Source organism: Roseovarius sp. E0-M6 (assembly GCF_037083845.1).
Taxonomy (GTDB): domain Bacteria; phylum Pseudomonadota; class Alphaproteobacteria; order Rhodobacterales; family Rhodobacteraceae; genus Roseovarius.
Map to the genome: position 1 here is coordinate 45,669 of NZ_JBAPLA010000010.1, position 17,308 is coordinate 62,976.

14 protein-coding genes and 1 pseudogene are annotated in these 17,308 nt (G+C 59.6%); 5 read left to right on the forward strand and 10 right to left on the reverse strand.

From position 1 onward, the window contains the following. Window positions 1–203: 203 nt before the first annotated feature. From V8359_RS18340 to groL, 6 genes are all read right to left on the reverse strand, one after another. Window positions 204–1,466: an MgtC/SapB family protein gene (locus V8359_RS18340; protein ID WP_336430565.1), complete on the reverse strand. Its 1,263-nt coding sequence runs from the start codon at window positions 1,464–1,466 to the stop codon at window positions 204–206. After that, window positions 1,459–3,531 (reverse strand): HelD family protein, encoded by a 2,073-nt coding sequence (locus V8359_RS18345; RefSeq protein ID WP_336430566.1) that lies wholly within the window; start codon window positions 3,529–3,531, stop codon window positions 1,459–1,461. Before V8359_RS18345 ends, V8359_RS18340 begins: the two co-directional genes overlap by 8 nt. A 61-nt stretch (window positions 3,532–3,592) precedes the next feature. Continuing rightward, window positions 3,593–4,282 (reverse strand): class I SAM-dependent methyltransferase, encoded by a 690-nt coding sequence (locus tag V8359_RS18350; protein ID WP_336430567.1) that lies wholly within the window; start codon window positions 4,280–4,282, stop codon window positions 3,593–3,595. Next, window positions 4,279–4,998, reverse strand: coding sequence for a hypothetical protein (locus tag V8359_RS18355; RefSeq protein ID WP_336430568.1), 720 nt, complete (start codon window positions 4,996–4,998; stop codon window positions 4,279–4,281). Before V8359_RS18355 ends, V8359_RS18350 begins: the two co-directional genes overlap by 4 nt. 106 nt (window positions 4,999–5,104) lie before the next feature. Beyond that, window positions 5,105–5,272, reverse strand: a complete 168-nt coding sequence (locus V8359_RS18360; protein WP_336430569.1) for a hypothetical protein — start codon at window positions 5,270–5,272, stop codon at window positions 5,105–5,107. A 69-nt stretch (window positions 5,273–5,341) separates the two neighbouring features. Further along, window positions 5,342–6,949 (reverse strand): chaperonin GroEL, encoded by a 1,608-nt coding sequence (gene groL, locus V8359_RS18365; RefSeq protein WP_336430570.1) that lies wholly within the window; start codon window positions 6,947–6,949, stop codon window positions 5,342–5,344. 387 nt (window positions 6,950–7,336) lie between these two features. Here groL and V8359_RS18370 point away from each other — a divergent pair, with 387 nt between their 5' ends. Together V8359_RS18370 and V8359_RS18375 are read left to right on the forward strand one after the other, a co-directional pair. Continuing rightward, on the forward strand, window positions 7,337–8,752 hold the full coding sequence (locus tag V8359_RS18370) for a M23 family metallopeptidase (protein ID WP_336430571.1): 1,416 nt from the start codon (window positions 7,337–7,339) through the stop codon (window positions 8,750–8,752). Between the two features lie 65 nt (window positions 8,753–8,817). After that, window positions 8,818–9,024: a hypothetical protein gene (locus V8359_RS18375; protein ID WP_336430572.1), complete on the forward strand. Its 207-nt coding sequence runs from the start codon at window positions 8,818–8,820 to the stop codon at window positions 9,022–9,024. A 52-nt stretch (window positions 9,025–9,076) separates the two neighbouring features. Here V8359_RS18375 and V8359_RS18380 read toward each other — a convergent pair whose 3' ends face one another. Then, a complete protein-coding gene (locus V8359_RS18380) occupies window positions 9,077–10,933 on the reverse strand; it encodes an ABC-F family ATP-binding cassette domain-containing protein (RefSeq protein ID WP_336430573.1) in 1,857 nt (618 codons plus the stop codon). A 58-nt stretch (window positions 10,934–10,991) separates the two neighbouring features. Here V8359_RS18380 and V8359_RS18385 point away from each other — a divergent pair. Both V8359_RS18385 and V8359_RS18390 read left to right on the forward strand, forming a co-directional pair. Then, window positions 10,992–11,429 (forward strand): annotated as a pseudogene (locus tag V8359_RS18385) (hypothetical protein); the annotation flags it as partial. Window positions 11,430–11,533: 104 nt separating this feature from the next. Further along, window positions 11,534–11,998: a helix-turn-helix domain-containing protein gene (locus V8359_RS18390; protein ID WP_336430574.1), complete on the forward strand. Its 465-nt coding sequence runs from the start codon at window positions 11,534–11,536 to the stop codon at window positions 11,996–11,998. A 254-nt stretch (window positions 11,999–12,252) separates the two neighbouring features. Here V8359_RS18390 and V8359_RS18395 read toward each other — a convergent pair whose 3' ends face one another. From V8359_RS18395 to nhaA, 3 genes are all read right to left on the reverse strand, one after another. After that, window positions 12,253–13,068 carry a sensor histidine kinase gene (locus V8359_RS18395; RefSeq protein WP_268956543.1) on the reverse strand — a complete coding sequence of 272 codons (816 nt, stop codon included), beginning with the start codon at window positions 13,066–13,068 and terminating at the stop codon, window positions 12,253–12,255. A 2-nt stretch (window positions 13,069–13,070) separates the two neighbouring features. Next, entirely contained in the window at window positions 13,071–13,229 is a 159-nt protein-coding gene (locus V8359_RS18400) for an entericidin, EcnA/B family (RefSeq protein ID WP_268956542.1), read from the reverse strand. A gap of 257 nt (window positions 13,230–13,486) precedes the next feature. Beyond that, a complete protein-coding gene (gene nhaA / locus V8359_RS18405) occupies window positions 13,487–14,797 on the reverse strand; it encodes a Na+/H+ antiporter NhaA (protein ID WP_336430575.1) in 1,311 nt (436 codons plus the stop codon). A 630-nt stretch (window positions 14,798–15,427) separates the two neighbouring features. Here nhaA and V8359_RS18410 point away from each other — a divergent pair. Beyond that, window positions 15,428–17,215, forward strand: coding sequence for an SLC13 family permease (locus V8359_RS18410; protein WP_336430597.1), 1,788 nt, complete (start codon window positions 15,428–15,430; stop codon window positions 17,213–17,215). Window positions 17,216–17,308: the final 93 nt, after the last annotated feature.

A 17,308-nucleotide genomic window follows, 5' to 3' on the forward strand; every position in this document is an offset into this window, starting at 1 on the left:
TTCTGTCATTCTTTTCCGGCCCCGAACTGCTTGCCTGATCGGCGCAGTTCGCGTGCGAAATATTTTCAATTTTCGGTAAACATGCTGCTCGAAGGTCGCAGTACGACGCGTTCGCTGAGCTGGTTTGTGAGTAACCATAGTCGCAATATCGGGCGTTGTCCACCAAACGAGGGCATCGCTCCCACCAGTAGGCCGCGGGACGCCTAGCCGACCAGCCAAAGACTCAAGGAGCCGGCCACGATGGTTGCGAGGTAAATCGCCCCGACACGCAGGCCCAGACCGCCGTTTCCCGCAAACAACGAGATCCCGGCTTTCACGATCGTGTTGACGGATGCCGCGATGAAAATGGCGACAGCCCCGTCGATCAAAGGCAGATCCTGATCAATCAGGCGCGACACCGAGATGGTCAGCGCATCGACATCGGTGATGCCTGAAAAGGCCGCCGCGGCGAAAACGCCTTCGCTGCCAAGCCACCCCCGCAGATAGTGAACTGCGATCAGCACCACCGCCAGAACCACGCCAAATCCCAAAGCGGCTTTCAGGGCGAGCGGGTTGCCATTGTCGGGGATTTCATCATGCGAGGCCTTGTCACCACCGGCAAAGATGTGCAGCAGCCCGGCCCCGGCAAGCCCGGTCGCGGCCATCGTGACCATTGGCCAGACGAGCGGCGCGACCAGCGCGGGCTCGAACACCGCGACAAGCGCGACAATGCGCAGGAATGTCACCGAGCCTGCAATCACGATCCCGGCCGCCGCGATTTGTGACAAGGAACCATCCGCTCGGACAAGGCGGGCAAGCGCCAGCGTCGTCGAGGTGGATGACGCAAGGCCGCCGAACAGGCCGGTTGCAAGCATACCGAATTGCGTACCGGCGATGCGGATCGCAAGATACCCGACAAAGGACAACGTCGCCACGATGACAACGGCCCACCACAACTCGTATGGATTGAGCACCGCTCCTGGGCCATAACCCTGGTCTGGCAGCAGCGGCAGGATCACCACCGAGATCAACGCGAGTTTGAACAGAGATTCCAGTTCGAACCGCTCGATCTGCCTGACCCAATGGTGCAACGTGGGTTTCATCGACAAAAGTATCGCCGCAACGACGGCAACTGCCGCCACCGGCGCCATATCCCCGATCACCGAGGCCACGCCCAGGACGAAGGTTAGAAGAAGGGCGACTTCTGTTGTGAGACCCAGGTCATCATCTTCGCGCAGCCTGAGCCAATAGCTGAGTGCCAAAAGCCCGCCGAGCGAAAGCAGGGCGAAAGCCGGTAATGCTGGTGCCATCAAATCGGCCAACCAACCGCTGACCCCACCGAACATACCGGTCAAGGCAAAGGTGCGGATGCCTGCAATGCGGTCGCCCTCGTCTTCGGCTCGCCCATGCCACCCACGCTCAAGACCCAGCAACAGGCCAATGGCCAGTGCCAAACCCAACCGCAGGAAGATCTCAATTTCAGGCATCGACGAGATCCTCTGACGTGAGGAAATCGGTTATCTCGCCCACTGAAATCAAGCTGAGGCGGTGCATGGCCCGGGTGCAGGCGACATAGAGCAGGTTGCGATCCATCTCGGTTGAAAAGACCTGAGCACTGGCATCGGGTATGATGACCTGATCGAATTCCAGCCCCTTGGCGAGGTGCGGCGTGCAAACGACGACGCCCGTGGAAAATCCAGTGCTTCCCTCTTCGAGTAACCTTGCGTCAACGCTCATATCAGACAGCGCCTTGTGCAGTCTTTTGGCTTGTACTTGCGTCTTGGCCAGTACGGCCAGACTGGTATGATCCGAATTGCGAAAATCCTTAATGTCTTCGGCGATACGTGCGACGGCGTCCTTCTGCGTTTTCACCACCTGCACGTCTGGCACCGGACCGTGACGCTCCATCGCGATCAGATCCGGGTTTGGCGAGATACCGAGAGCGAACTGCATGATTTCCCAGGTAGACCGGTAGCTTTTGTTCAGCGTCACGCGAAACGCGCCGTCCAGAACGCTTTCAATCCGCTCGGGTGTCGAAGCGCTGTAGGGGTTCACCGATTGTGTGGCGTCGCCCAGGATCGTCTTGCGGCATTTGAACAGGCGCGCCAGCACAGCATATTGCACTGGCGTGTAGTCCTGCATCTCATCAACCAGCAAATGTTTGACGCCTGAATACGGGTTCTCAACCCCTTCTGTGAGCATCTTGAGATAGATCAGGGGAAAGACATCGGCGTATTCCAGTTTGCCGCCTTTCGGCTTGAAAAGGTCCGGCCGGTCTATCCAGTCAAAAAGTTGCTTGTAGGCCTTGCGCAGCGTTGTCCGATTGACCATGTCGCGCACCGCCTTTCGAACTCCGGCGCGCTCTTCCTTGCGCAGCTCGATTCTGTATTGGATTTCAAACTGTTCGATCACGGAATTCCCGCAGGCCACGATCCGCTCAGCCATGTCCAGCCGTTTCAACCGCTGCCAGGTGGTTTCGAATACGAAACCCGGCAAGGGACGTTTACGGATCGTGATGTCTTCGGGCTGAAAGGATGTCTTTTCCAGATGCTGGGCATAGGATTCGATCTGGCCCAGGAACGCAGGCGCGGCCTTGGCCCGGATCCGCTCTTTCATGTCAACGTCATCGGTTTCGAGCAAAAGCGCAGTCTGCTCAAAGAAGGTCTGAAAGCGGATCTTGTCGCCAAGAAGCTGGCCCGCGAGTGTTTCCATCCCGATCTCGGGCACAGTTTCCTCGCCCAGTTCGGGCAGCACGTTGCCGATATAGTCGGCGAACACGCGGTTGGGCGAAATGATCAGGATATCGGATGAGGTCAGCGTATCCTTGAACCGATAGAGCAGAAACGCGATGCGGTGCAGCGCGATCGATGTCTTGCCGGACCCCGCAACCCCTTGAATGATCAACGTATGCGCCTCTGCATCGCGGATGATTGCATTCTGATCTCGCTGGATGGTGGCAACGATGTTCTTCATGCCGTCGTCGCTGGCCTGCGCCAGCGTGTCCTGCAGCACATCGTCGACGATGTTCACGCTGACATCCAGCATGAACTCCATCTCGCTGTCGCGGATGCGAAACTGCCGTTTCAGGGTCAGGTCGCCAGCAATCGTGCCGGACGGGGCAACATACCGCGCCGGTCCCGTCTCGAAATCATAAAACAGCGCGGACACTGGCGCGCGCCAGTCATAGACCCACGAGTCTTGCGTTTCTTCATCCCGGAAATCGTGGATGCCGATGTAATAGACCGCTGTCTCGTTCCGGTCGGCACGGCGGAAATCGAACCGACCGAAATAGGGGGATTTGCGCAGCTTTTCCAGCTTGATCGCCTGCGCACGCAGAATGTCCGAGGACCGCATCATCTGGTCGATCGACTGGCGCATCGCGGCCTTGTCGAGGTGGTCCATGTCCCGGCGATGTTCCCACATGTGATCATGGGCAGCCTGAATGTCGCGCTGATACTCGGACAGGCGCGTGCCAATCGTACCAAGATTGGCGTTGATCCGCCCAAGGCAGGCGGTCAGTCTCCGGTTCTCATCTTCTTTGTCAGTGGTCATCTTCAAGTTTTCTTGCTGCCATTGCTTGCTTCATGCCACCCGCGATCACGCAGCCATGTGGTCATGCGTGTTCGTCTGGGCGTTGCATCAGTGCGACGTCCTTGACAGGAATCTTACAAGTCCAGCCCCAGAGGTTTGCAAGATACCGGAACGTGTCATCGCGATAGAACACCACATGAGTCGGATCCTTCCGATAGTGCCATTTTTCAAAGACGCCATCGTCGGGCTGAAAGCAGGTCATGATGGCAAGCCATCCGCCGGGTCGAACCAATCTACGCAAGCGGCCAAACTCCTTTGCCGGATGATGAAAATGTTCGACCACCTCGGTGCAAGTGACGAAATCATAGGTGCGGTTCAATGGTGCCGGGTCGGGCATAAAGAACGGATCGAAGAGCGACACATCGTGCCCTGCCTCGCGCAACATCTGAGCCAATGCCGGCCCCGGACCGCAACCGTAATCCAGCCCTTGCGACTTGGGCAAAAGCCGGGCCATCAGGGGATCGGAGAGTTTCGACAGGAACCGCCGATATCGCGGATCGTCAGGGTCGTTCTCGTGGTGCATATAGGTCTTGTGCTCCACGTCCCGTGACGGATGCCAAGCTGGATCGAGAAACCGCGCCTGGCACGCCCGGCAGCGAAAGTAGTCGCGCCCGTCAGCTCGCAGAAAATGCGGCGCAGATGAGGTGCAGACAGGACAGGTGCCAAACGTGACAGGGCGTGTCGATGAGATATCCGTGCGTGCCAGCGTCATCCATCGTCCGCACGTGCCAGATAAACGGTCTGGGTGAACGGGTTGCCGGTCAGTGGGTTGTCGAAAGTTACGGGTTCCGCCCACGCCTCCGGAAAGGCAGCCTCCAGACGGTCGAGGAACCGTTGATCTGTCACCTTGTCCGACCATAGCCCGAAGATGCCGCCGGGTTTCAGGTGGCGCTTGAGTGCGCGCAGTCCGTCCGGCTGATAGAAACTGTCACTGCGCGCATCGAGCAGATGATCGGGGGCATGGTCGATATCAGCAAGGATGGCATCGAACTGCCGCCCCGGATTTTCAAGGTCAAATCCGTCACCTGCTGCCAGGGCAAAAAAATCGCCTTCGAGCATCCGGCAACGTTGATCGTCGATCAGTCGCGTTCCCATTGGAAGAATGCCGTTTTCGTGCCACTCGATAACCGGGGCAAGATACTCGACCACGCGAAGATCCGCGACCCTTGGCTCGGACAAAACAGCTTCTGCCGTGTAGCCAAGACCAAGTCCCCCCACCACGACCTCGAGGCTGTCACCTCTGCATGCCCCAACGCCCAAATGCCCGAGGGCAACCTCAGAAGCCGTGAAATGACTGGTCATCAGGAACTCTTGACCCAGCATGATTTCCCAGACATCCACACCAAGGCGCAAATCCCGGCGTCGCCGCAGGCTGAGCGCGCCAATTGGCGTCGGGCAATAATCGAGTTCTTCAAAGAGTGCGCTCATGTCATGCTCACCCCTAAAATTGAGAGGCCTATTCTATTAAATCCCAGGGGTGCGCATTTATCGAACGGGTCGCCCCACAATTCATTCAGCACCATATTTTCTCCATTCATCTTGACCTTTTGGCACGCTGATTGCGAATTGGCGTCACCATTTTTTCTATTTCGTCGTCGCTTTTGTCACGCATGACCGGCACCAGATTACGGATATCCTCCAAGCTGGCATTCGGGCGCGCGATCAGCACTCTTTCAATCAGATTTTTCAATTGCTGTTTCATTGAGTTTATCCTGACAAATAACGGATTTGAAAGGTCGGTGAAGCGGGCGGGGCAAACCCGCCCGACGGATCACGCCATTTCCGCCGTCTCGGCATCCGATACGGCATCGGCGATAGCGACCTGCGCCGTGATCATTGCCCCGGCCACCGAACACGCATTCTCGAACGCGACCCGGACAACCTTCACAGGATCAATGATGCCACGTTCCACGAGATCGCCGTAGTCATTATTTGCTGCGTCGAAGCCGAACGTGTCGGTCTCGGCGTCCTGTATCTTGCCGATCACAAAGGTTCCGTCGAACCCGGCATTGTCCGCAATCCTGATGAGCGGTGCGCACAACGCCCGCCGCACCAGGGAAATACCGGCATTTTCATCCGCATTATCGCCGCTGAGATCCTGCAGGATCCGCCCCGCTCGGATCAGTGCGACACCACCTCCCGTGGTGACACCCTCCTCAACAGCGGCCCGTGTCGCGTTCAGGGCGTCCTCAACCCGGTCCTTGCGCTCCCGCACCTCGGTTTCCGACATCCCACCGACATGAATTATGGCGACGCCACCGGCCAGCTTTGCCAGCCGTTCGCGCAACAGCTCTGTTTCGCGATCCGAGGAGGCCGTCTCCAACTCACTGCGCAGCTGTGTGACCCGCGCCGCAATCGCGTCTGGCTCACCCGTGCCGCCAATCAGGGTGGTTGCGTCGCGCGTGATCTTGACCTGCCGCACATTGCCCAGCATCTCGAGATTGGCTGCCTTCACCGTCATGCCAAGGTCGCGGCTGACAACCTGGCCGCCAGTGACGGTTGCAATGTCCTCGAGCAGGGCCTTGCGATGATCTCCAAAGCCCGGAGCCTTGACGGCCGCCACCTTCAAACCGGCGCGCAGCTTGTTAACAACCAGTGCGGACAGGGCCTCGCCCTCTACATCCTCGGCGATAATCAGCAATGGCGGACCGGATTGGGTCACGGCTTCCAGGATCGGCAAGAGAGGCTGAAGCGAGGAGAGTTTTCCATCGTGGAGAAGGATAAGGGCACTCTCGAATGAAACAGTGGATGTTTCAGAGTCTGTTACGAAATGTGGGCTTAGATACCCGCCCGCGAACTGCATACCCTCGACGATCTCGATTTCTGTCGCAAGACCAGGATTGTCACCGATCGTGATGACGCCATCGGGCCCGACCTGATCCATTGCCTCTGCGATTTGCGTCCCGATATCGGCCTCTCCATTGGCAGAAATGGTTCCGACCTTTGCAATATCGCTTTGTCCCCCCACCGGTTGAGCCGCAGCGTGAAGCGCCGTGACCGTTGCACTGGCGGCGCGGTCAATGCCTCGTTTCACGTCCATGGGGTTCGCCCCGCCTGCCACCAGTTTCACACCTTCATGCAACATCGCCTGGGCGAGTACGGTCGCCGTGCTGGTGCCATCGCCGGCTTCGCTGTTGGTGCGGCTGGCCACTTCCTTGACCATCTGGGCGCCCATGTTTTGAAAGCGGTCCTCCAGCTCGAAGCTGCGCGCGACCGTGTCGCCGTCTTTGGTGATGTGGGGCGGGGATGCACCGTTCTCGAGGACGACGTTTCGTCCTCTGGGACCGAGTGTGACGCCCACTGCGCGGGCCAGTATGTCGACACCGATCAGCATGCGATTGCGCGCCTCGATATCGAATGAAAATTCCTTCGCTGTCATGCCGAGTTCCTTTCCGTGTTGCGGATAGGCGGCAAGCAGAACCTGGTCGTGCTAATGTTCGGGTCTTCAACCCTTCCAGTGTCGACTTGCAGCAATGAGCAGGGTCGGAGGGCCATTGTGGTAGCAACTTGAACGTTGCGACGCGCCGGCACCAGCCTGCTCGTTCATGCGCCTCCCAAGGGTGACGCTTGTCGAGAATTAAGCGGCATTCCAGGTAACGTCAACCTGACTGCGCGTTCGGGACCGGGTGGGGGTGAATGCGCGTGACCTTGGCCACCAACTTTAATCACTTTCCAGATCATATGTCCTGCAGACAGGTTGGTACAGTTTTGCCGAATGGTTACGGGGCATTGCAGGCATCGCTATTGTTTTACACGTCGATCAAGCTTGTTCATCTGGTCCGATGATGCTTGCTTGCAGGTCAATGGGTTTGGGCGTGGTACATCTCCGCCAAGCGAAGGCCCCAAACAACAAGAAAACAGCAGCGGTCAGGAAATCCCCATGAGATTAAGATATTGGACCGCACTGGCTTCTATTGTCTGTGTCGGAGCGATCCTGACAGTTCGAGAGGTGCGGCAAGCGCAAACTCTCGTAGTGCCTATCGGCGCTCCGTCTGCCGGATTGCAAGATCTCGATACGCCATTCGAAACAGATGCCAAGGAACAGGCACTGTCGCGGGACGTATCCCTCGGAGAGGGGGCTCGGGGCCTGCGGCCTTTGGACGAAGAGCATGTCACATGGTCCCGCGTCGTAAGCTCCGGGGAAAACCTTGACGTCCTCCTTGCCAAGGCAGGCCTCGATACCGCCACCCGTGCTGTCGTGTCCGATGCGATCGGGTCCGAATTCGATCTCAGGAAACTGAAACCGGGCCATCGGCTTGATCTCGAACTCCAACGAGATGGATTGCCGCGCCTGGCAACGCTGGAAATCGACAACGGGGTCAGTATTCAGGCGGTTTTTGGAGAAGCGCCGTCCGTCAGTGTGCTGCCACCTGAACTCGAGACCATGCGTCAAGCTGCCGAAACAGAGATCAAAAGTTCCATATATGCGGCCTTGGACAAGGCTGATATTCCGACCAGGTTCGCCACCGATCTGGAGCTGGTTTTCGCCGGTACGCTGGATTTGCAGCGCGAACTCGTCGGGGGCGAGCATCTGCGCGTGGTCTGGCGTGAAAACCGTCTGGATGATCGTGTCATAGGTGAGCCGATGATCGACTTCGTTGAACTCGACCTGGGCGACGAGAGGTATGAGGTCGTTTGGCCGGGCGACGAATCCAGACAAACCCATGTCTTCAAGGATGGACGAGCGCTACTCACCTTCGTTCAACCAATCAAGGGCGCACGCCTCAGCTCGGCGTTTGGAATGCGCCAGCATCCGGTCCACGGCAATGTGCGGATGCATGAAGGTGTGGATTTTGCCGCCGAAGAAGGCGCCACGGTCCATGCGACACAGTCTGGCCGCGTTTCCTTCATCGGACGTCGAAGCGGTTACGGGTTGATGATCGAGATTGAGCACGCGCAAGGCATCCAGACTGTCTATGCCCATTTGAGCGCGGTGAACGAAACGCTGGAAGTTGACCACCGGATCCCTGCCGGTCGTGAAATTGGTCATGTCGGATCGACAGGCACATCCACGGGACCGCATCTCCACTATGAAGTCGTTGTCGAAGGTCGCCCGGTACCGCCGCTCACCGGTAGGCGCCTGTCTCGGAGCAGTGATGGGACACAGAGACACATGGATGTGTCTGTCATGATCGAAGCAGCGCGTGATCAGTTGGCAAGTTTGCTGGCGGCCAACGGTTAGTAACTTGCATTCGATGATTTGAAGCGGCCAGCCTTTACGTGGCGCAGACCATCGGCAGCCCCGCCATGAATCTGTTCAACGGCCGCGCCAGCGCGTCGGGCGGTTTGCTGGCGCTGTCCGGCACAGGCTGGACCATTGCAGCAAACGGCACCGGTGCTGTGGCGTTGGTCGCACGGTTGACCAGCGCCGATGATGCTGTGACCGTCGGCATCCGACCCGAAGATCTGGACCTGACATGTCCCGGCCAATGTTGGGGACCGGTCCTTGCATGAGAGCCGAACCGCTGGGGTCTTCCTCGAAAGCCTTCCAAAAGGATGCATGTGGCTATTGCGTCTGCGCTAATGCCTGTTCCAGTTCTTCCACCGCGTCGGTCCAAAGGTCTTCAGCCCGTGCGATGCCCTCCATCACTTCGGCATATTTCTTTTGCCAAGTCTCGGCCTGTGTTCCCATGTCTGCCTCATACAGCGCAGGGTCCGACAATTTCACCGCCAGTTGATCGCGCATCTCGTTCAGCTTGGCGAGGCGACTTTCGCATTTGCGGACACGGGCACGCAGCGCCGTGATCTCGCCCCGTGAAAGGCGCGTGGGTGCTGCGACTTTGGGTCTTTCCACTGGCGCGTTGGGGGCGTGCAGCATCTGATCGCGGTAGGCGTCCAGATCATCCTCGTATGGCGCCACCGAGCCGCCTTGCACAAGCCAGAGCCGGTCCGCGACCAGACCCAGCAAATGCATGTCGTGGCTGACAAGGATGATTGCGCCGGTATATTGCGTCAGGGCCTCGACCAGCGCATCACGACCTTCGATATCAAGGTGGTTTGTCGGCTCGTCCAAGATCAATAGATGCGGCGCATCAAGTGTGGCCAGCAGAAGCGACAGCCGTGCCTTTTCGCCGCCTGATAATTGCTGAGCAGGGGTGTCGACCTGTTCGGCAGTCAGGCCGAAACCAGCCAGACGCGACCGCGCCCAGGCCTTGGTGGCATCGGGGCGCGCTTTGGTCAGATGCTGCAAAGGCGTGGCATCGGGGTCAAGCTCATCAATTTGGTGCTGCGCGAAATAGCCGACGCGCAGCTTTGCCGCGCGGGTCACTGCCCCGGCGCAAAGCGGCAGTTTTTCGGCTAGCAGTTTGGCAAAGGTTGATTTGCCTTCGCCATTGCGGCCCAGCAAAGCGATGCGGTCATCCTGATCAATTCGTAGATTCAGCCGTTGCAGCACCGGCGGGCCGTCATAACCCACGGCAGCATTGTCGAGATTGACGATCGGCGGTGACAGTTCCTCTGGCGTAGGAAAAGTCAGAACCTGCGATTTCAAGGCATCTGGCGCGGCAATGGTGGTCATCTTGTCCAGCATTTTCACCCGCGACTGCGCTTGCTTGGCCTTGTTCGCCTGATAGCGGAACCGATCCACAAAGCCCTGCAAATGCGCACGACGCTGTTCGTATTTGCGCGCCTGCGCGGCCTGCACCGCGCGTTGTTCCTGTCTTTGGCGGGTGAATTGATCATATGGCCCTTGGAAATAAGTCAGCTTGTGATCCTCGACATGCAGGATCGCACCCACGGCATTGTTCAGTAAAGCGCGGTCATGGCTGATGATGATCACGGTATGGGGATATGTCTGCAGATAGCTTTCGAGCCAAATCGCCCCCTCGAGGTCCAGATAGTTTGTTGGTTCATCCAGCAACAATAAATCAGGGCGTGCAAACAATATACCCGCCAAGGCTACGCGCATGCGCCAGCCGCCCGAAAACTCCGAGCAGGCACGTTGTTGTGCATCGCCGTCAAACCCCAAACCTTTCAGGATCGTGCTGGCGCGTGCCTCCGCCGACCATGCGTCGATATCGGCAAGCCTTGTATGGACATCGGCGATGCGCATCGGGTCCGTGGCCGTTTCCGCCTCGGCCATCAGGGCGGCACGTTCGGTGTCAGCATCCAGAACGGTATCCAGCAAGCTGCGGTCACTCGACGGGACCTCTTGATCGACGCTGCCGATCCGACAATTGACAGGCAAATCAATCTGGCCGCTTTCAAGCGGCAATTCACCCCGGATCAATCGAAACAACGTCGTCTTGCCCGTACCGTTCCGGCCAACCAGCCCAACCTTGTGGCCTGCGGGTATATCGGCTGATGCCGCCTGAAACAGGGGCTGGCCACCGATCGCGTAAGTGATCCCAGAAATTGTCAGCATGCGCCTTGGTCGCAGATCATCAGGCAGAGCGCAATTGTAACGCAGCGCGCGATGCTTCGGGCAGCAGGGCGACCTAATGGAAGCGGCAGTCACGGCCGCGCGGATCGCGGCCAGCGAGGAGAGCGGCGCAGTCTTTGCGCCTATGGCCATGGGCGGGGCAGGGGGGCTGCGCGCCGGCGGCCCACCCGCTGACCGTCTGGCGCGCTGGCTTGACGGGATGGAGACCGGATGTCTGACCGCAATGCGGCACCTCGACGATATCGAGGCATGGTCAGCGAGGGCGGAAACCGAGATGACCCCACTCTCGGGCAAGACCCCGCGCACCTTGCGCGCTGTTCTGACCGAATGGCCTCTCGTCTCCGCTCCGATGGGAGAGACTCTGACCGGTGCCAGCCGCGCCGCCGTCCAGCGCAACCTCGCCTGGATGGAAGCGCAGGGTCTGGTCCGCGAGATGACCGGGCAGGGACGATATCGGATGTGGCGCACTACGAACTGAAGGCTGCGCCAGTAGGGCGTGAAGAAAACCGCATACACTTAATGCACTTGTTGCACTTATTTCATATATGGTGGTAAACAGCAGAAAACGGAGAGGAGACCACCATGAACATGTTGGGACACCGGCATCTTCCACCGACCCCTCAGGACGCTGCGATCGCGCGCGTCTCGGGACAGGCCCTGTCGCGCTTTGCAGCAGCACGAGGACCGTTGAAATTTCGCGTTACAGATGCGGAGCAGATGGAACCGGTCGAACTTCCAGCAGGCGTTGTCGCGCTGCTCATGGAGATCCTCGAAGCGATGGCAGCCGGCCGCGGCGTCACCATCATCCCCGAAAATGCCGAGCTCTCGACGGTCCAGGCGGCAGAGGTGCTGAATGTGTCGCGGCCGTTTCTGATCAAGTTGCTTGAGGATGGCAGTATCCCGCATCGAAAGGTCGGCAAGCATCGTCGCGTCCGCATGGAAGACGTCATGTCGTACAAGGCCGCAATCGACAACGAGCGCGAAGCCGTCCTCGATCAACTGGCCGCTGATGCACAAGAGCAGGACATGGGCTATGGCTCGAAATGAGCCAGTACACGGTCCTGTTCGACGCGAATGTCCTCTACCCGGTGCCAGTCGAGCGACCGTCCAGCGTAACCTTGCCTGGATGGAAGCACGAGGTCTGGTTCGCGAGGTGACCGGGCAGGGACGTTATCGGATGTGGAGCGCGCAAGGTTAAGCACAAAGCAAACAGCGATGGCGTGAATCTTCTGTGACTGATTTACAGTCCGGGAGGCACGGAAAGTTCAAACGGGCCCGGGCCACAGGCCCGGCAGACACCATCACTCCGCCGCAACCGCCCTTGGCGCTTCAACCATCGCCGCCGCGTTACTTTCGGCCGCGGCTGGTGTATCTGGGATGGTAACGCGGAAGCACGCGCCTTCAGCGAGGCCGTGAACGAGACTGATGTCTCCGCCATGAGCGCGGACAAGATCTGCCGCAATCGCAAGCCCGAGACCGGATCCTGAGCCGTTGGGCCGGGTCGCCCCTTGGGAAGACTGGAACAGATGCTTCTGCGCAGTCTCCGGCACGCCAAGGCCGGTATCGCGCACGTCGATGGTACAACCGGCCCCATTATGCCGGGCATCGACCCGGATCTCCTTGTATCGAAAGCCTGGGCCCTCCAGCGCCAGAATGGCGTTGCCGCAAAGGTTGAGGAGGACGCGGAAGAGATCATCCGGGTCGGCGTCGATCTCGACGGTGGCCAAAACATTGTTTTTCCAACCGATATCGCCATGGTCGAGATCAAGCGTGTTCGCGACCTCGTTGACCAACGGTGCCAGTGAGAGCCGCTGCCGTTGCGGAAGACCCTTCGACGCCTTGTCATAATTTCGCGATGTCGTGCAGAGCGCGATGGCCCGCTCCAGCGAAGCCGTCAGCTTAGGAGCCAAACGCTGCACCGTGGGGTCATCGACCTGCGCCAGCCGGTCCGACAGAAGCTGCGCACATGTCAGCATGTTGCGCAAGTCGTGGTTGATCTTGCGCGTGGCAAGGCCGGATCCCGTCTCATCCAATTGTCCGTTTCTCCGTGTGCCGAAATCGCGCATCGTTGTGCCGTTCATCCGGTTGTCCGGTACTTTGAGTTGGTCGATATTCATTCTCAATACCCCTTGTTCTCGGTGGCCGAGTCAGACACGGCATCCGCCCCGGCAGACACGTCCTCACCCAGCCCGTCCACGGTGTTGCACGCTTGGAGCGCGAAAGATGCGGACAGGGCCGCCGCAAGGAGTGTGAGCGTGGTGAGCTTGGGCATCTTCATGTCGGTTTTTCCTTGTGTCGAGTTACGCACGGCGATGGCCGCGATCTCTTCCGCTCAGACTATGTCGCTTCCAGAAAGTGGGCACTTACCTGTATCAGCCTCTCGGGTGATCTGGCCGGTCCGGGCTCAATGCCCCCGGGCCGCCGGCAGATGCAGGATGAGCGACCGTCCGTCCGGGGATAGGCGTTGTGTGAGGCGCGCTTGGTTCCGGCGGATCGAAACCGGAGGCGGTCTGCGCGTCTCGCTGCGCGTTGCTGTTATCGCGGTCGCAATGTGAGCCAGGTCAGCAACAAGCTGCCAAGGATCGCGGAAAGTGCCGATCCGCCGAGAATGCCCAACTTTGCCGCATCCAGGACTGGTTGCTCGAACGCAAGGCCCGCGATGAACAGCGACATGGTAAAGCCGATGCCTGTAAGGAACGCCCCGGCGGCGATGAAGGGCCATGACAGGCCGGACCCGCGGGTAGCCAGACCGAACTGAACCGCGAGCCAGCTGAACCCGAACACCCCAACAGGTTTTCCCAGCACCAGTCCGACGACGATCGCCAGCGAAACCGGCTGTGCGAAATCCGCTCCCTCGATCGTGATCCCGGCATTGGCCAGCGCAAAGAGTGGCATGATGACAAAGCCCACCCAAGGGTGCAGCATCATCTCGAGCCGTTCAACGGGAGAGAGCGATTCCGTCACGGCCCTGCCGGCGCGGCGCAGGTCCTCGCGATCTTCGGTGTCGCCGCTCCAATGGGCGCCGGCTGGATAGGCGAGAACCCCCCCGAGAATGGAGCGTAGACGTGTGTCGCTGACCCAGACGCGGGTCGGCGTCATGAGCCCGAGAATGACACCGGCAATGGTTGCGTGGATGCCCGACGCGTCGAAGCACAGCCAGATCGCGCCTCCCATCAGGAAGTAAACCGGGATGCGGCGCACCCCGAGTTGCGCGGCGCTGGCAACGACCACGAGCCCAAGCGCCCCGAGACCGAGCGCAGACCAGTTCATCGCCTCCCCGTAGCTGAAGGCGACGACGAGAACGGCACCGACGTCATCGAAGATCGCCAATGACAGAAGGAACAGCCGTAGGCTGGGCGGGATCCGGGTCCCGAAGATGGCAAGACATGCGATGACGAACGCGGTATCGGTCGCCATCACCGTGCCCCAGCCATGCATGCCCGGCTCCCCGACCATCAAGGCCAGATACAGCGCGACCGGAACTGCCATGCCGCCCAAGGCGGCGGCGAAGGGAAGCGCAGCCATTCGCGGATGTCGCAACTCACCAAGGACCAGCGCGCGCTTGAGTTCAAGCGAGATCACGAAGAAAAATAGCGTCATAAGGCCGTCGTTGATCCAGTGCCGCAACGACCGGGTAAAGTCGAGCGCACCGAAGCTCAGGCCGACCGGTGTCTCCCACAGCGCCAGATATGCGCCTCGCCAGGGCGAGTTGGCCAGGGCCATCGCCACCAGAACGGCCAGCAAAAGAAGACCGCCAGATGCCGCTTCAATCTTCAGGAAACGCGCAAAGGGCTTTGTAAATCTGTCGGCCGCTTCGCGGGGCAGACTTTCGGGATTGTCGATCATGGATTCAAGGTGCCTTTTCCGACCTTGATTGGCAAACGCCATCAATAATTGGGCCCCGCTCTCGGGACAGGGTGTTCGCTCAACGCCTTCGGGCCGTGTCCCCGGCGGCCATGAACCAATTCCCGGGGCACTGCCGGTCGGCGACCTCCGCGATCTCTTATATCCAGACTACGTCGATTGCAGAAAGCGGGCACTTACCTGCATCAGCCTCTCGGTTGATCTGGCCGGGCTCCGTCCACCGGGAACAGGCTGGGCCATTCATCACGAGCGGGACCACGCGGCCGATCGAGGCCGTGGCGGCTACTCCCCGGTCTGTGTCGGGTGACAAGACGATCATGAAAGCGAACAATCTTTGGCATGTGCGCGCAAGTTCGATATACGGGCGGCAGCAGCAAGACCGCCCATGAGCTGACGGGGCATCGTGCTTTCCAAGCGTGCGTCCCGACCGTGCCAAATCCGGGAACCTTCTGCCAGCGTCATTGACTCTCTGACTCTATCGGCAACCACAACCAAGCAGAGGTGAAACGATGGCAGCGAGCAAACCGGCCGACAGTGCTGCCATGCGGAAGACGCTATGGGGTCCCGGCACAGGGCAGAACACGAGGACCGTGGCATGTGGGCAAGGATAATATGTTGACTGATTTTGTGACCGGGTACCAACCCTACCTTGCGCTGGTTCTGCTGCTGATCCTGTTTTTGGGTTTCGTGTATGAACGCTTTGCCCCGGACGTTACGGCCGCGGGAGTGGCTGCGCTGTTCATAATCTTCGGCCTGGTGCCCACTGAGAAGGTTCTGGCGGCGTTCTCGAATCCGGCGCCGATCACGATTGCGGCCATGTTCATCATTAGCGGTGCGTTGGTCCGGACCGGCCTTCTAGATGCGGTCGCGAACCGCGTGGTGGCCGGCGCGAGCCATCGGCCGGTCGCGGGAACCGCCGTGTTCCTGCTGGCAACGCTTGTGGCGTCGGCCCTGATGAACAACACGCCCGTTGTGATCGTCCTCATACCGGTGGCGATTCGCTTGGCAAAAAGTCTCGACCTTGCAGCCACGCGCCTGCTGATACCACTCTCCTACATGGCGGTCCTGGGCGGGACGTGCACCTTGCTCGGCACGTCAACCAACCTGCTTGTGGATGGTGTGGCCCGTGAAACCGGAATGCTGCCGTTCTCGATCTTCGAAATCACGCCGGTCGGCCTGATTGTCGCGGCTACAGGCGGGGTTGCCCTTTCGGTTCTCGGCCCGTTCCTCTTGCCTGACCGAAAGGATCAAGCCGATCCCGGAGATGAAGGAGAGACATCCTTTGTGACGGAGTTGCGTCCGCAGGACGGCTATGAAGGTCTGGGGATGCCCATCGGTCGGATCGATGATCTGAACCGACAAGGGGTGAAGGTCATCAACATTCGCACGCGGTCGAATGTCAAACGGGAGCGCTTGAACGAGCATGTTCTGGAGAAAGGCGACAGGATCATTGCCGATGTGACCACGTCGGAGCTGCTCACTCTTAGAAATCGCAGCGGTTTGAATGTCGGATTGCGTCAGGGGCCAGAGGTCCAGGACGCCTCCGAGCTTGTCGTCGCCGAAGCCATCGTGACACCGTCGCGCCGAAGTCGTGGCGTGCGCATCGCGCAGTTTGCCATTGGGCGTCGCTACGGCATGCGTGTGCTCGGTGCGCATCGCCATGGGACAAGCCTTGGACCCGACCTGTCAACCGCACTCCTGCGGCCCGCCGACAAGCTTTTGCTGGAAGGGACAGCCGAAGGATTTTCGCACATGACCGAGGCAGGAGATCTTGCAGCGATCACGCAGGCAGGCGGGCGTGCGTTCCGTCGGCGCAAGGCGCCGCTCGCCCTGCTTGCACTCGTCGCGGTTGTCGCGCTCGCCGCGCTCGGCGTGGCCGAGATCAGCGTTCTCGCCCTCATCGCCGTCGCCGCGATTCTCGTGCTGCGGTGCATAGACAATGACGAAGCGTGGGCTTCGATCGACGCCGGCGTCCTGGTGCTCATCTTCTCGATGCTGATCGTGGGCATGGGCTTGCAGCACTCGGGGGCCGTCGCCCTTGCCGTCGAGGCGGTAGCGCCGGCACTGGAGGGGCTGCCACCTCTTGTGGCACTGGCGGCCGTCTATTTGTTGGCTTCAATGCTCACCGAAGCTGCCACCAATAATGCGGTGGCGGTCGTGGTGACGCCACTTGCCATTGGCCTTGCCGTACAGCTCGGGGTCGACCCTCGCCCCTTCGTGGTGGCGGTGATGTTCGCCGGAAGCGCGAGCTTTGCAACCCCCATCGGTTATCAGACCAATACGCTGGTATATGGCGCGGGGAATTACCGGTTTACCGATTTCGTCAAGATCGGCCTTCCGATGAATGTGATCGTCGGAACGTCGGCGGTGCTTTCCATTCCCGTTTTCTTCCCCTTCTAGGACGGGCTCGCAACCTGGCTCCGACCGATGCCGCCTAGCGATGATCCGATGGCCAGAATGACCCGGTCGACGCTATTCAATTATGGCTTTGAA

Excerpts from the sequence above, each read along its gene's own strand:
- V8359_RS18380 (WP_336430573.1), bottom strand. The coding sequence starts at position 10,933 with ATGCTGACAATTTCTGGGATCACTTACGCGATCGGTGGCCAGCCCCTG.
- V8359_RS18360 (WP_336430569.1), bottom strand. The coding sequence starts at position 5,272 with ATGAAACAGCAATTGAAAAATCTGATTGAAAGAGTGCTGATCGCGCGC.
- V8359_RS18395 (WP_268956543.1), bottom strand. The coding sequence starts at position 13,068 with ATGAATATCGACCAACTCAAAGTACCGGACAACCGGATGAACGGCACA.
- V8359_RS18410 (WP_336430597.1), top strand. The coding sequence starts at position 15,428 with ATGTTGACTGATTTTGTGACCGGGTACCAACCCTACCTTGCGCTGGTT.
- V8359_RS18355 (WP_336430568.1), bottom strand. The coding sequence starts at position 4,998 with ATGAGCGCACTCTTTGAAGAACTCGATTATTGCCCGACGCCAATTGGC.
- V8359_RS18375 (WP_336430572.1), top strand. The coding sequence starts at position 8,818 with ATGAATCTGTTCAACGGCCGCGCCAGCGCGTCGGGCGGTTTGCTGGCG.
- V8359_RS18400 (WP_268956542.1), bottom strand. The coding sequence starts at position 13,229 with ATGAAGATGCCCAAGCTCACCACGCTCACACTCCTTGCGGCGGCCCTG.
- groL (WP_336430570.1), bottom strand. The coding sequence starts at position 6,949 with ATGACAGCGAAGGAATTTTCATTCGATATCGAGGCGCGCAATCGCATG.
- nhaA (WP_336430575.1), bottom strand. The coding sequence starts at position 14,797 with ATGATCGACAATCCCGAAAGTCTGCCCCGCGAAGCGGCCGACAGATTT.
- V8359_RS18350 (WP_336430567.1), bottom strand. The coding sequence starts at position 4,282 with ATGACGCTGGCACGCACGGATATCTCATCGACACGCCCTGTCACGTTT.
- V8359_RS18390 (WP_336430574.1), top strand. The coding sequence starts at position 11,534 with ATGAACATGTTGGGACACCGGCATCTTCCACCGACCCCTCAGGACGCT.
- V8359_RS18345 (WP_336430566.1), bottom strand. The coding sequence starts at position 3,531 with ATGACCACTGACAAAGAAGATGAGAACCGGAGACTGACCGCCTGCCTT.
- V8359_RS18340 (WP_336430565.1), bottom strand. The coding sequence starts at position 1,466 with ATGCCTGAAATTGAGATCTTCCTGCGGTTGGGTTTGGCACTGGCCATT.